This is a genomic window from Ruegeria sp. HKCCA6837 (genome assembly GCF_013034475.1).
Classification (GTDB): domain Bacteria; phylum Pseudomonadota; class Alphaproteobacteria; order Rhodobacterales; family Rhodobacteraceae; genus Ruegeria.
Map to the genome: position 1 here is coordinate 184962 of NZ_WQGD01000006.1, position 14428 is coordinate 199389.

Annotated in this window: 13 protein-coding genes; 8 read left to right on the forward strand and 5 right to left on the reverse strand. The window is 58.3% G+C overall.

The window, feature by feature from the left end; all coding sequences use genetic code 11:
- Nucleotides 1-165: 165 nt before the first annotated feature.
- Nucleotides 166-939 carry a gamma-glutamyl-gamma-aminobutyrate hydrolase family protein gene (locus GOV91_RS11080; protein ID WP_171175243.1) on the forward strand — a complete coding sequence of 258 codons (774 nt, stop codon included), beginning with the start codon at nt 166-168 and terminating at the stop codon, nt 937-939.
- Nucleotides 940-984: 45 nt separating this feature from the next.
- Here GOV91_RS11080 and GOV91_RS11085 read toward each other — a convergent pair whose 3' ends face one another.
- Nucleotides 985-3225 (reverse strand): xanthine dehydrogenase family protein molybdopterin-binding subunit, encoded by a 2241-nt coding sequence (locus GOV91_RS11085; RefSeq protein ID WP_171235547.1) that lies wholly within the window; start codon nt 3223-3225, stop codon nt 985-987.
- Nucleotides 3226-3228: 3 nt separating this feature from the next.
- Complete coding sequence (locus GOV91_RS11090) at nt 3229-3693, reverse strand: (2Fe-2S)-binding protein (protein ID WP_171175239.1); 465 nt, start codon at nt 3691-3693, stop codon at nt 3229-3231.
- A 99-nt stretch (nt 3694-3792) separates the two neighbouring features.
- Between GOV91_RS11090 and GOV91_RS11095 the strand changes: the two genes are divergently transcribed.
- A complete protein-coding gene (locus tag GOV91_RS11095; RefSeq protein WP_171235548.1) occupies nt 3793-4371 on the forward strand; it encodes a TetR/AcrR family transcriptional regulator in 579 nt (192 codons plus the stop codon).
- Here the strand turns inward: GOV91_RS11095 and kynU are convergent.
- On the reverse strand, nt 4364-5557 hold the full coding sequence (gene kynU / locus GOV91_RS11100; protein ID WP_171235549.1) for a kynureninase: 1194 nt from the start codon (nt 5555-5557) through the stop codon (nt 4364-4366). The two genes, GOV91_RS11095 and kynU, sit on opposite strands and share 8 nt — an antisense overlap.
- 174 nt (nt 5558-5731) lie before the next feature.
- Here kynU and GOV91_RS11105 point away from each other — a divergent pair, with 174 nt between their 5' ends.
- From GOV91_RS11105 to GOV91_RS11130, 6 genes are all read left to right on the forward strand, one after another.
- Nucleotides 5732-6181 (forward strand): isoprenylcysteine carboxylmethyltransferase family protein, encoded by a 450-nt coding sequence (locus GOV91_RS11105; protein WP_171175233.1) that lies wholly within the window; start codon nt 5732-5734, stop codon nt 6179-6181.
- Nucleotides 6182-6308: 127 nt separating this feature from the next.
- Nucleotides 6309-7880 (forward strand): Re/Si-specific NAD(P)(+) transhydrogenase subunit alpha, encoded by a 1572-nt coding sequence (locus tag GOV91_RS11110; protein ID WP_171175231.1) that lies wholly within the window; start codon nt 6309-6311, stop codon nt 7878-7880.
- Between the two features lie 13 nt (nt 7881-7893).
- Nucleotides 7894-9345 carry an NAD(P)(+) transhydrogenase (Re/Si-specific) subunit beta gene (locus GOV91_RS11115; RefSeq protein ID WP_171235550.1) on the forward strand — a complete coding sequence of 484 codons (1452 nt, stop codon included), beginning with the start codon at nt 7894-7896 and terminating at the stop codon, nt 9343-9345.
- Between the two features lie 148 nt (nt 9346-9493).
- Nucleotides 9494-9850 (forward strand): VOC family protein, encoded by a 357-nt coding sequence (locus GOV91_RS11120; protein ID WP_171235551.1) that lies wholly within the window; start codon nt 9494-9496, stop codon nt 9848-9850.
- A 107-nt stretch (nt 9851-9957) separates the two neighbouring features.
- Nucleotides 9958-11235: a DUF3422 family protein gene (locus GOV91_RS11125; protein ID WP_171235552.1), complete on the forward strand. Its 1278-nt coding sequence runs from the start codon at nt 9958-9960 to the stop codon at nt 11233-11235.
- A 68-nt stretch (nt 11236-11303) separates the two neighbouring features.
- A complete protein-coding gene (locus tag GOV91_RS11130) occupies nt 11304-12440 on the forward strand; it encodes an MFS transporter (protein ID WP_371732304.1) in 1137 nt (378 codons plus the stop codon).
- A 6-nt stretch (nt 12441-12446) separates the two neighbouring features.
- Here GOV91_RS11130 and GOV91_RS11135 read toward each other — a convergent pair whose 3' ends face one another.
- Complete coding sequence (locus GOV91_RS11135) at nt 12447-13427, reverse strand: ABC transporter permease (protein WP_171175221.1); 981 nt, start codon at nt 13425-13427, stop codon at nt 12447-12449.
- Entirely contained in the window at nt 13420-14427 is a 1008-nt protein-coding gene (locus tag GOV91_RS11140; RefSeq protein WP_171235554.1) for an ABC transporter permease, read from the reverse strand. Before GOV91_RS11140 ends, GOV91_RS11135 begins: the two co-directional genes overlap by 8 nt.
- Nucleotide 14428: the final 1 nt, after the last annotated feature.

The following is a 14428-nucleotide window of genomic DNA, read 5'->3' on the forward strand; positions in this document are numbered from 1 at the left end:
GAGGGAAATTATTGGGAAATAATTCTGTCTAAAGTATCTTTTGAGGGATTGTATTGTGCACCCCTGAACACGTCCCTGCGCTGTCATGCAGGGCGTGTATTCTTGCACGTCTGAGAGGCTGCCGCTAGCTTCCCTGTTAAGCGCTGAAAAAACAAGGAAAGCGGAATGTCTCGTCCTGTCGTCGGTATCATCGGCAACTCGTACCTCATGAATGACCAATACCCGACCCATGCCGGCGGGACGATGAACTCGGACGCGGTTGCCAATGTGTCAGGATGTCTGCCGCTGCTGATCCCGGCGGATCCGCGCTATGTGACGGTCGATGAGTTGCTGGAGGTCTGCGACGGCTTTCTGCTGACCGGCGGTCGCCCTAATGTGCATCCGGAAGAATACGGCGAACCTGAAACCGAAGCGCATGGAGAGTTCGACCGGGCACGCGACGCCATCACTCTGCCGCTGGTTCGCGCCTGTGTGGAACGTGGACAACCGTTTCTGGGCATCTGCCGCGGGTTTCAAGAGGTCAATGTGGCGATGGGTGGAACGCTTTATCCCGAGATCCGGGATTTGCCGGGGCGCATGAACCATCGAATGCCGCCCGACGGTACGCTGGAAGAGAAATTTGCGCTGCGGCATGTTGTGACACTGGATGAGGGCGGCGTGTTCCATGACCTGTTTGGTGCGGTCGAGGTCATGACCAACACGCTGCACGGGCAGGGCATCAAGACCATTGGCGAGCGCGTCGTCATTGACGGTCACGCGCCCGACGGCACGCCCGAGGCGATCTATATCAAGGACGCGCCTGGCTTTACGCTGTCCGTTCAGTGGCACCCCGAATGGGATGCCATCAACGACCCGGTGTCGCGCCCTCTGTTCGAGGCTTTTGGTGCAGCAGTGCAAGCCTGGTCCAAGGGTGCGCAGGTGTTCCAGAAAACTGCGTAGTTTTACGCCGGCGCGCCTAGGGGGCGGCGAGCCGACGTTTTGTGATCAAACCAGCAGGTTGAACTGGTTGATCAGCGGCAGGCTGCGGGCGCGTTCTCCGGTCAGATCAAACAGGGCATTTCCGAGCGCGGGCATCGAGGGGGGCGTGCCGGGCTCTCCTGCGCCACCCATGTGGCGGTTGGTCTCGAGAACGCGCACCTCGACCTGCGGGGCCGTGTGCATGCGAATGGCGTCATAGTCGGGGAAGTTGAACTGTTCAGCTTCACCATCTGCAAAGGTGATTTCGCCATAGCACGCGGCGGACAGGCCATAGATCATGCCGCCGAACATCTGCGCTTTGACGTTGTCAGGGTCCAGCGCAAGCCCCATGTCGCAGGCGATCCACGCCTTGTTGATGCGGATGGTGCCGTCTTCGTCGACGACCTCGATCACTTGTGCTACGGGTGTGCCAAAGCTGTAGGCAAAGGCGACGCCGCGGCCTACGCCTTCAGGCGTCTGGCCGGTCCAGCCCGACATCTCTTTCACCGCTTCAAGACACCCGGAAGAGGGGGCGTGTTCGGACTTCATCAACTCAAGTCGAAACTCCAGCGGGTCGCGCCCTGCGGCATGGGCCATTTCATCCATGAATGTCTCATGGAAAAAGCCATTGTGGCTGTTACCGACCGAGCGCCAGAAGCCCACCGGGACGGCCAGATCCGCGATATGACCACTCATGCGATAGTTTGGCACTGCATAGGGCTGGTTGAAGAATCCTTCGACCAGCACCTTATCAGGGCCGCCACCGGGGAAGCCGGTGTAGCGCTCGACTGCCTGCTGGGTCGGAGATTGCGCCGCCACCTTTCCGTCGATCAGCACAGCTTTGCCGTCGTGCACTGCACCACGCATCCGAGCGATTGCGCCGGGGCGGTAATAATCATGGCGCATGTCTTCTTCGCGGCTCCAGGTCGTCTGAACCGGCGTGCCGGGCATGGCCATGGCAACCTTGGTGGCGATCTCGCCAAAATCCAACTCGCCCCGGCGGCCAAATCCGCCCCCCAGATAGGTGGTGTGAATCTGCACCGCGTCCGTGTCCAGATTGGCGGTGTTCGCGACACGGAACTGAATCAGGGTCGGGGCCTGATTGCCACACCACAGCTCCAAAGCGTTTCCGGTATACAGTGCGGTGGCATTCATCGGCTCCATCGTGGCGTGGGCCAGATAGGGCACTTGGTATTCAGCGGTGATTTCCGTCGCGCCCTCGGGCGTCACGCTGACATCGCCGTCGTCGCGCATGGTCGAATTCGGCGCGTCGTCAAACGCCTCGGCTATCTTGGCAAAGATACCGTCGGTTTCCGGTGGATAGGGCGCGTCGCCCCAGTCAACGTCGATGGCCTCAACCGCTTGGTTTGCCAACCAGGTGTTGTTGGCGATCACGGCCACACCTGTACCCAGATCGACAATCTTCTCGACCCCTGGCATGGATTGGGCGGCACCGTCATCAAAGCCATTCATCGCGCCGCCCAATTTGGGGTTCATGCGTACGGCCGCGAATTTCATGCCCGGCAGGCGGACATCAACGCCGAACTCGGCCGTGCCGGTCACCTTGCCAACCATGTCCAGACGCGGTTGGGTCCGGCCCAGATAGCGCCACTCGGACGGATCGCGCAAAGGCACTTCGACCGGTTCCAATCCAGCTGCATCCTCGGCAAGCTCGGAATAGGCAATCTTGTCGCCGTTGGGCGCAATAACGTGGCCCGAGGCTGTTTGCAGCTCTAAAGGATCAACGCCTAACCGATCTGCGGCTGCGCGTTTCAGCGTTTCGCGCGCCGAAGCACCAGCTTGCCGCATCCGCTCGAACCCGTCTTTCATCGAGGTCGAACCACCAGTGACCTGCAGGCTCAGCGTCTTGCCCAGAACGCCCAGTGCCTCACCCAGATTGTGCTGGAAATTCGAGATGTCATAACCCTTGTTGGGCAGTCCTTCGCCCACCAGGGCCGAGTTGTAATAGGCCGCTGCCGCCGGGCCATGCAGAACGGTGATCTGATCCAGGTCGACGTCCAGTTCCTCGGCAATCAGCGCGGTCCAAGTGGTTTTCACGCCCTGACCCATTTCCGCGCGGGGGGCGAACAGGGTGACGCCATTTTGATCGATCAATACGAACGGGTTCAGCGCGGCCTGACCTTCACCGGGTTTTAGCGGGTTGGCGGCTGGGCGGGTGACGTAATATGCGCCAAAGGCCACACCGCCAACAATTGCAGCCGAACCGATCAGGAACGTGCGACGGAGGATTTTGACAACTTTACCCATAGCTTATGCCTCCTTCAGCTTGGACGCTGCGTCGTGGATTGCGGCCCGGATGCGGGGGTAGGTGCCACAGCGGCAAAGGTTGCCCTGCATTGCTTCATCGATGTCTGCATCGGTAGGTGCCGGGTTTTCTGCCAGCAAGGCAGTGGCCTGCATGATCTGTCCAGACTGGCAATATCCGCATTGCGCAACCTGATGATCGACCCAAGCTTGCTGGATGGCGGCTAGGGTGTCTGGTGCTCCGATGCCTTCAATTGTGGTCACGTCACCCCAAACATCCGACAACGCGACCTGACAGGACCGCACGGCCTCGCCGTCGATATGAACGGTGCATGCTCCGCAGGCGGCAACGCCGCAGCCGAATTTAGTGCCGGTCAATCCGACCTCATCCCGCAGAACCCAGAGCAGGGGGACGTCATCAGGCAGGTCTACCTGATGTTGCTTTCCATTGATCTTAAGGGCCGTCGCCATGGCGCACCTCTTCTTGCTGTGGCTGGTTTCTGACATATTTAGCGAAAAGTGTCATGCTGTCAATTGACAATTTAAACAAAAAATGTCAGTGCTTCGGTTATGAAAGACACGAATGACGATTCACGGCAAAAGGCGATCCTGAACTCGGCGTTTCAAGCCTTTTCCACCTACGGGTATCGAAAGACTTCGATGGACGATATTGCGCGTGGGGCGGGGATGTCGCGGCCAGCGGTCTATCTGCACTACAAGAACAAAGAGGCGATCGTCAGCAAGCTGACCGAATTGTACTACGCCGAAAAAAGCGTTGCGGTCGCCGAAGCACTGGCGACGCAAGGGTCGGTGCCCGAGGTTTTGACGCGTGCGGTGCAGGCGCAGACGGACGGGATGGCTAAAATCCTGGCCTCTCCACACGGGCTCGAGATGCTGGACAACACCAAATCCCTGTCTTCTGAAATCATCGCTGCGGGTGAGGCTAAACTGGCAGGGCTTTATGCGGTTTGGCTGACGCAACAGGAGCAAGAGGGACGGGTTCGCCTTCAGACGGACGCGGCAGAGACCGGTCGGACGATCACCGCCACGCTCAAGGGGCTAAAGCTGATCGGCGCCGGGGCCGAAGTCTATGAACAGCAGGTGGCGCAGGTTGCCGCCCTTTTCGGTGCTGGGCTTGAGGTCAGGTAACGCGCTTACGGATCTTGTATTCCGGCGCGTCCCACAACTTGTTCTGCATCACATCGGCCATAATCTCGGTTGCTCGGATTACGTCGGCCTCGTCGATGTAAAGCGGCGTAAAACCAAAGCGCATGATATCTGGCGCGCGGAAATCGCCAATTACACCCCGTGCGATCAGGGCCTGCATCGCAGCGTAGCCTTCTGTGAAGCGGAATGAGACCTGGCTGCCACGCACCTCTGGCGTTCTTGGGCTGGCCAGTTGCAGTTCGGGGCAGGCGGCCTCGACGCGGGTTATGAAGAGCTCAGTCAATTCAATGGACTTTGCTCGGACATCTGCCATTTCGGCCATGTCCCAGATGTCCATGGCCGCGGCTAAAGCCGTCATTTGGATCACGGGTGGCGTGCCCACGCGCATCCGTTCGATCCCGCTGCCGGGGCGATAATCCAGATCAAACGCAAAGGGGGCTTCGTGCCCCAGCCAACCAGACAGGGCCGGACGCACCGTTTCAGCCAGTCGAGGTGCGACATAGATAAAGGCCGGTGCGCCAGGGCCGCCGTTGAGGTATTTATATGTGCAGCCTACAGCAAAGTCGGCATTGCAACCTTCCAGATCAACGGGAATTGCACCGGCGGAATGCGCAAGATCCCAGACCGTTATCACGCCGTTTGCATGTGCAAGTTCGGTCAGCGCTTTCATGTCATGCATCCGGCCCGAGCGGTAATCGACTTCGGTCAGCATCAAAACCGCAACCTCTTCTGTGATTGCTTCTGCCACATCCTCTGGGTCTACAATGCGCAGCTCATAGTCTTCGCCCAGCGAGCGTAGCAGGCCATCCGCCATGTACAGGTCTGACGGGAAGTTGCCGTTATCTGACAGCACAACCTTTCGGGACGGATTGAGTTCAAGCGCGGCAGCCGCAGCCTGATACACCTTGATCGACAGGGTGTCGCCTGTGACGACGCTGCCTTGTTCGGCACCGATCAAGCGGCCGATGCGATCGCCCAGCCCAGTGGGCAGCCCCATCCAGCCCGCCTTGTTCCACCCGGTGATCAACATCTGACCCCATTCATCTGTCAGCATATCCTGCACACGCGAGGTCGCTGATTTAGGCAGGGGGCCCAGAGAGTTGCCATCCAGATAGATCACACCTTCGGGCAGATCGAACATGGCTTTGGTTGCTGCGAAATCGGTCATGAAAGCTCGTTTTTTGTGTTTATCTGTCGCTGTTTACCCACCGGCGTATCTGATCCGCAGCAGCCTGTCCACTGATGCGACATCGTGGGTTTTGCTATTCTGACCTGAAAACGGTAGGACAGCGCCCAGAAACGACACGTATCCTTACGTGGCGTCACCCACGAAGGACAGACTATGCGCTGGATCGATGTTCCCCCTGTGTGGCTTGCGGGCTTTGTCCTGCTGGCTTGGCTACAGGGCCGATACATGGGGCTTGGCCTGTCGTTGGACGGTGGGCTGACCGACCTAATCAGCGGTGTCTTGATCGGCGGCGGCGTTCTTCTTGCGGTTCTTGCGGTTTTTGAGTTTCGCCGGCATCAGACCACTGTGATTCCACATGAAACGCCCAGTGCCATGGTACAGTCGGGCATTTACAGGCGCAGCCGCAATCCGATCTATCTGGGTGACGTTCTGATCCTAACCGGTCTGATCCTTCGGTTTGATGCAATCTTCTCGCTGGTGCTGGTGCCCATCTTTGTCTGGGTACTGGAGCGTCGGTTCATTGTGCCAGAAGAGGACCGGTTGCGCCGCACCTTCCGCGCGGATTTCGCCCGATATGAACGCAAAACGCGTCGCTGGGTTTAGGAGTGGGCACCTCCATGACACTACGTAACGGATGCTGCGCTTGCGAAATAAAGTTGCGCAAGATACATCTTTTCTTAACGAATCATACCCGAGGACCTGCTCGGCCTTAGAAATAGGGGGATTGCCAGTGAAAATAGGCACACCGAAGGAAATATTGGATGGCGAGAACCGGGTCGCGATGACGCCGGACTCCGCTGTGCAGTTGCAGAAACTGGGCTATGACTGCGCCATCGAGAAAGGCGCGGGTGCCGCTGCCGGGTTCTCGGATGCGGCCTATGAGGCGGTCGGTGTCGAGGTCGTCAAAACCGCCGCGTCTTTGTGGAAGAACTCGGACATCGTCGCAAAGGTTCGCATCCCAACCGAGACCGAGATGAAGCGTCTGACCAAAGGCAAGACGCTGATTTCATTCTTCAACCCAGCCGGGAACGAAGAGGGGATGGAGCTGGCCAAATCCAAAGGTGCCAACGTCATCGCGATGGAGATGGTTCCGCGTATCTCGCGCGCGCAGAAGATGGATGCGCTGTCTTCGATGGCCAATATCGCGGGCTACCGCGCGGTGATCGAGGCAGGCAACAACTTTGGACGTTTCTTCACCGGTCAGGTAACGGCTGCCGGTAAAGTGCCGCCTGCCAAGGTTTTGATCGTGGGCGCGGGCGTGGCGGGTCTGGCGGCCATCGGGACCTCGACCTCACTTGGCGCGATCACCTATGCGTTCGACGTGCGCCCGGAAGTGGCCGAACAGGTCGAATCCATGGGGGCTGAATTCGTCTATCTGGACTTCGAGGAAGAACAGCAGGACGGTGCGGCGACCGGTGGTTATGCCTCAGTTCAATCAGAGGAATTCCGCAACGCGCAGCTTGCCAAGTTCCGTGAGCTTGCGCCGGAAATGGACATCGTCATCACCACCGCCTTGATCCCGAACCGCCCGGCGCCGAAGCTGTGGCTGGAGGATATGGTCAAAGCGATGAAGCCGGGTTCGGTCATCGTTGACCTAGCAGCCGAGCGTGGCGGCAACGTCGAAGGCACCGTGCCGGACGAGAAGGTCGTGACCGACAATGGCGTGACCATCATCGGCTATACCGACTTCCCCAGCCGGATGGCGGCGCAGTCTTCGTCTCTGTACGCCACCAACATCCGCCACATGATGACCGACCTGACGCCTGAGAAGGACGGTCAGATCAATCACGACATGGAAGATGACGTGATCCGCGGCGCGACCGTGACCCATGAGGGTGAGATCACGTTCCCGCCGCCGCCGCCCAAGGTGCAGGCGATTGCGGCGCAGAAGAAGCCGGAAGTCAAAGAACTGACCCCGGAAGAGAAAAAAGCGCAAGAGATCGCGGCCTTCAAGGCACAGACCAAACAGCAGTTCACCCTGCTGGGTGTTGGCGGCGCACTGATGCTGCTGGTGGGGCTGGTGGCCCCGGCCAGCTTCATGCAGCACTTTATCGTGTTCGTGTTGGCCGTATTTGTAGGTTTCCAGGTAATCTGGGGCGTAGCACACAGCTTGCACACTCCGCTGATGGCGATCACAAACGCAATCTCGTCGATTATCATCGTCGGAGCCTTGATGCAGATCGGGTCGGGGTCGTTCCTGGTCATCCTGCTGGCGGCGCTGTCTGTCTTCATGGCCGGGATCAACATCTTCGGCGGCTTCCTCGTAACCCGGCGCATGCTCGCCATGTTCCAGAAATCTTAAGGAGGCCGGGTAGATGATTGGCTTCACTACTGCCGCTTACGTTGTTGCGGCTGTTCTGTTCATCCTGTCGCTGGGTGGTCTGTCGAACCAAGAAAGCGCTAAGCGCGCGGTCTGGTACGGCATCGTCGGTATGGCGCTGGCGGTCTTTGCCACTCTGGTTGGCCCTGGTTCTGGCCTGTGGCTGCTGTCGATCCTGCTGATCATTGGCGGCGGTCTGATCGGTCAATACGTAGCGCAGCGCGTCCAGATGACCGAAATGCCCCAACTGGTGGCAGCAATGCACTCGCTGGTTGGTCTGGCAGCGGTCTTTGTGGGCTTCAATGCGCATTTTGAAATCGGCAACGTGGCGCAGGTAATGGCCATCGTTAACAGCGCCAAAGATGCGGACCTGTCCGATCTGGGGGCATTCGCAAAGCTGATTGCCAAGAAAACCCCGGCGGAACTTGCAATCCTGCACGTGGAACTGTTCCTGGGTATCTTCATCGGTGCGATCACCTTTACCGGCTCGGTTGTAGCCTATGGCAAACTGGCGGGTAAGGTAACGTCGGCGGCGACCAAACTGCCCGGCGGTCATGCATTGAACGCGGCGGCTGCGGGTCTCTCGCTGATCTGCCTGTTCTGGTATACCAGCACCGGTGGCTTCCTCCCGCTGTTTTTGATGACCCTGGCGGCGCTGTTCATCGGCTATCACCTGATCATGGGCATCGGCGGGGCCGACATGCCGGTGGTTGTTTCAATGCTGAACAGCTATTCGGGCTGGGCGGCTGCCGCGATCGGCTTCAGCCTGGGCAACGACCTTCTGATCGTCGTCGGTGCGCTGGTGGGCTCGTCCGGTGCGATCCTGTCTTACATCATGTGTAAGGCGATGAACCGGCATTTCGTCAGCGTGATCTTGGGCGGCTTTGGCGGCAGCTCGGGCCCGCAGATGGAGGTCGAAGGCGAGCAGGTGGCTATCGAGGCTGATGGTGTGGCTGCGGCTTTGAACGATGCGGACAGCGTTATCATCATCCCGGGTTACGGTATGGCCGTGGCGCAGGCGCAGCAGTCAGTCAGCGAGTTGGTCCGTAAGCTGCGTGCCAAGGGCAAGAATGTGCGCTTTGCGATCCACCCTGTTGCGGGTCGTCTGCCGGGCCATATGAACGTGCTGTTGGCTGAGGCGAAGGTGCCGTATGACATCGTTCTGGAAATGGACGAGATCAACGAGGACTTCCCTGAAACGGATGTGGCCATCGTCATCGGTTCGAACGACATCGTGAACCCGGCTGCACAAGAAGATCCAAACAGCCCCATTGCTGGCATGCCGGTTCTGGAATGCTGGAAGGCCAAGCAGGTGTTTGTGTCGAAACGTGGTCAGGGCACCGGGTATTCGGGCATCGAAAACCCGCTGTTCTTCAAAGAGAACACCCGCATGTTCTACGGTGACGCAAAACAGTCGCTTGACAAGCTGCTGCCCATGATCGACTGATCAAAAGGCTTAATCCAATTGCAAAGGGCGCCTTTGGGCGCCCTTTTCTTTTTTGTGTTGCAGGAGGCTTTGCCTCCTGACCTCCAAGGTATCTTTAGCCAGATGAAGCAGCGGATTGTGATAAAATGGCTTGGTCAGGAGGTTTGTGATGCAGAAGGTGAATGGCATAGGGGGCGTGTTCTTTCGGGCACGCGATCCAGAAGCTTTGAGTGCGTGGTACGCGGAACACCTGGGCGTCGATCATTACAATCCCGTGCCTTGGAAACAACGCGAAGGCTATACTGTCTTTGCTCCGTTTGCGCAGGACACCGAGTATTTCGGGCGGGAAGATCAGCAATGGATGATCAACTTCCGTGTCGATGATCTGGCGGCCATGACTCGGCAACTGGAGGCGGCTGGAATCGCCGTTGAAACGCATCCGGATTGGGACAGCGAGGTTGGGAAATTCGCACGCATCCACGATCCCGAGGGCAACCCGATCGAGCTGTGGCAACCAAATCAATGAGATAGCAGGCTTGTATACCTTTGTATCCCTGTAAGTATATGAAACAAAAAGAGAATTGAAGAAAGCCATATGTATCGTATAGTGCGCGCGATGAGGCGGAGCCCTGAATGACACCGATAGACGACCATCCCCTTCGATATGCGTTGGCCAATGAATTGCATGCGCGACCGTTCCCGGTTGCGTCCATGCCCTGCACAGTGGCCTTTCTGGCGATCAAAAAGCCGGAGGCTGCGGTTGCGCGTGATCGTAGCCAGGATTTGGCCCATTTGATCAATCTTCTGGATCGCCATGGCGCGCAGCACCCTCAGCCTGATGCCACACATTACGCCGGTCAGATCGGTCGACATTGGCTGAAATGGGAGCAACACACAGAGTTTGTCACCTACACGGCAATCGCTCAGAACGTGAGCGACCGTGCGTTCAATCCGGCCGATTTCGAAGTCTTTCCACCCGATTGGCTGATGGCCAGTCCGGGCCAAAGGGTCACGTCTGTGATGGTTCGTGTGGTTGAGCGCGAAAGTGACGATGCGATTAAGTCCAAATTGCTTGATTGGTTCGAGCCTGAAAGCCTGGCCGTAGCTAGGGTGCTGGACGATGCCGCTGTTTGCGCCAGTGATTTTCGTATCGATCCGGCAGGTCACATGCGCTTTGCTTTGTTTGTGGCCAAAGGTGCCGGTCGGCGCCGGACAGGGCGAATTGTTCAACGCCTCTGCGAAATTGAGACCTACAAGGCGATGTCCATGTTGGGATTTGCGCGCGTCAAGCAGCTGATGCCGCGCATTGGAGAACTGGATGGGCAGCTTACACAATTGATGGAGCAGATGACCGACAACTCGGCTCAGCCCGACGCGCTGCTGCATGATCTCTTGTCGACGTCGATTGAACTTGAAACTCTGTCAGCTCGGTGTTCGTTCCGGTTCGGGGCTACGGGCGCGTACGAAGCTATCGTCAATCAGCGGATTGAAGTATTGCGGGAAGAGCGGTTCCAGGGCGGTCAGAACTTTGCCGATTTCATGATGCGGCGCTATGACCCTGCGATCCGTACCGTAAAATCCACCGAACGCCGCCTTCAGGCATTGTCAGACAGGGCCATCCGAGCTGGCGAGTTGTTGCGGACCAGGGTGGATGTGGAACGCAGTGCGCAGAACCAAGCGTTGTTGGAAAGCATGGACCGTCGGGCGGATCTGGCGTTACGGCTGCAACACACGGTCGAAGGCCTGTCCGTTGTTGCAATCAGCTACTACGCGGTTTCTTTGGTAAGCTATCTTTTGTATCCGCTGACGGCGTCGGGGATCAGCAAGGGTATGCTGACGGCGGCGGTAACGGTCCCGGTGGTGGCCGGAGTCTGGTTCGCAATTCGACGGATCCGCAAGCGGCTTGGTTGAGCGTCAATTGCCAAATTCGGCCGGACCTGTAGAACAAGGGGCGTTGGCGAGCGACGCGAGGGTTTTCGGTGATTACCATAATTGCAGCATGGCGGGCTGTTTCTGCCATGTTTATCCTGAATGGGGCACTGTTCGGAATATGGGCCTCGCGCATCCCTGCTGTGCGCGACAGGTTGGGTCTGTCTCATGAAGAACTGGGCTATGGGTTGCTGTTCATGGCGGCTGGTGCTGTTTGCTCTTTCCCTATCACCGGGCGGCTCACGGATCAGTTCGGCGCTGTTGCCGTTACCCGGGTCATTGCAGTGCTTTATACTCTGTCGCTAATCCTGCTAGCCATGGCCGGTGGATTTTGGGGGTTGGCGGTCTTCCTGTTCATCTTTGGTGCCTTCCACGGCTCTATGGACGTGGCAATGAACGCTTGGGCGGCTGAGGTTGAACAGACCTTTGACAAACCTGTAATGTCCTCTTTCCATGCGATGTGGAGCCTGGGCGCGGGCCTTGGCGCGCTGAGCGGATATGTTGCTGTTCAGATGGGGCTGAGTGTTCTTGCGCACTTCTTGCTGGCGGGGGGACTCGTCGTGGCCTTTGCACTCACCTCTTCCTGGGTGCGTTGGACTTCAAAACGTTCAGAGCGCGGGCAGGGATCCGTGTTTGCTCTGCCGTCCGGTATATTGGTGTTGGTTGGGTTCACCGCATTGTGCGGGGCCCTGGGGGAAGGCGCTGTCGCGGATTGGAGCGCGATCTATTTGCGCGACATTACGAATGCGACCGAAAGTGTTGCGGCCTTGGGCTACGCCGTTTTCTCAGTGACAATGGTAGCCTTTCGCCTGGCGGGCGCAGTTGTCATTACACGCTTCGGCCCGGTTGCCACGGCCCGATTTGGCGGGTTATGCGCTGCAGTTGGCGTGTTTGCTGTGGTATCAGCAGTGACACCTCTACCCGCATTGGCTGGTTTTGCACTGATGGGTGTAGGCTATGCCGTGATTATGCCGCTGGCGTTCAGCCGGGCTGCAAGCGACCCGGTTGTGCCGCCAGGGCAAGCCATCGCAAGTGTTGCGACACTAGGGTATGGGGGGCTGTTGATCGGGCCGCCATTGATCGGGTTTTTGGCCGAACTGTTTGGCTTGCGTTTGGCGTTTTCAGTGTTGCTGCCGCTGGCGGCCCTGATCACAGTTTTGGCCGGCGCGCTCAGGCGCGCCGACTGAGTTTGCTTAACGTCCGCGAATTCGCGGATCCAGCGCGTCGCGTAGGCCATCGCCCAGGTAATTCACGCTGAGCACGGTCAACGAGATTGCCAGTCCGGGCCAGAACACACGCTCAGGGTATTGCTGCAGATAGTCTACCCCGTCGAACAGTAGGCGGCCCCAGGTCGGAAAGTCGGGCGGGAAGCCCAATCCAAGGAAGGACAGCGCGCTTTCGGTAATGATCGCCGTGGCAATCCCAAGCGTCGCAGACACCATGATCGGTGACAGCACGTTCGGCAGGATATGCCGCGTGATGATTTGGCTGTTGCTGGTGCCGATAGAGCGCGCCGCCAGAACGAATTCACGTTCCTTGATGGCCAGTACATCCCCCCGCACGATCCGGGCGGTCGGCATCCACGAGGTGATGCCGATGGCGCAGACGATCAGGATGAAGATGCCTCGCTCCAGTCCGAAGGCAGCCGATAAAGGCTCTCGGAACAACAGCATCATGACCAGCAGCAAGGGCAGCAGGGGCAGGGCCAGGAACAGATCGGTCAGGCGCATCAGCGGACCGTCGAGCCGCCTGAAGAACCCGGCGAGAACACCAATGAAGGAGCCCAGGAAAAGGGCCAGCAACATCGCGGTGATGCCCACCGAGACCGAGGTTTGCCCTCCTGACATCATGCGCGCCAGAATATCCCGGCCCAACTGGTCTGTTCCAAACGGATGTGCCCAGCTTGGTCCCTGATTGCGCGAACGGATATCTATCTGCGTTGGATCAATGCTCCACAGGTACGGTCCCAGATAGACACCTGCAACGATGAAGAGGAACAGGATCGCACCAACCATCGCGCCCTTGTGGGTCTTGAACTGATCCCACACATCGCGCCATTGGCTGCGCGGAGGGGTTGCCAGTTCCTCCATAGCGCCTGCGCCCGGCACGGCGGTCGAGGCGGCTGCCAATCCTTCATCCGGGATCAGCGTGTCTGATTTGTCGGTATCAGTCATAGCGAATCCTCGGGTCCAGAATGCCGTAAAGAACATCGGCGATCAGGTTGAACAGCACGATCAGCACGGCAAAGATGAAGGTCAGGGTTTGCACCATCGGCAGGTCGTTGGCCTGAATGGCACCGATCAGCAATTGGCCGATGCCGTTCACCTTGAAGACCTGCTCGGTGATGATGGCACCTCCGAAGATGGCCGGAATACCCAGAGCGATCACGGTGACCACTGGGATCATCGAATTGCGCAGGACATGGACCATAACGACCGTGTATTCACTCAGGCCCTTGGCGCGTGCGGTCCGGACGTAATCCTGATTGAGGTTGTCCAGCATCGAGGCGCGCATGAACCGGCTGAGCTGTGCGGTAATCTGCAAGGCCAGAACCATGACCGGCATGATCATCTGTTTCAGCTGTACGACAAAGCTGTCCCAGCTGTTGACCACATGGGTTGTGTCATAGATCGACGGGAACCAACCCAGCTGGACCGAGAAGATCACGATCACCAGAACGCCCGAGAAGAAGGGCGGGACCGAGAAACCAACCATCGACACGAATGTGCCCATCTGATCGAACCACGAATACTGGCGGTAGGCCGAATAGATGCCGATGGGCAGGGCGATCAGGATGGCGACCACATAGGCGGTGCCGACAACCCACAAGGTCTGGGGAATACGCTGAGCGACGATGTCCATGACCGGCGAGCGGGTCTGCCACGAAATCACACGCAGATCACCTTCGGAAAAGGTGGTGCCAAACATGTGGTCGATCAGAACCTGCGGTTCGATCCAGAAGAATTGCACGATCCATTTCCAAAACCGGATATGCATCGGCTGGCCTAGGCCAAGCGCTTCGCGCATTTTCTCTTTGACTTCAGGCGGAACGGTGAGCGGAACCTGCGCCATCGGATCGCCGGGGGCAAGCTCGAGCAGCAGGAAAATGACGAGGCTGATGAACAGCAGCGTGGGTACGGCCAGCACCAGTCGTCTGATTGTGAAATTGAGCATT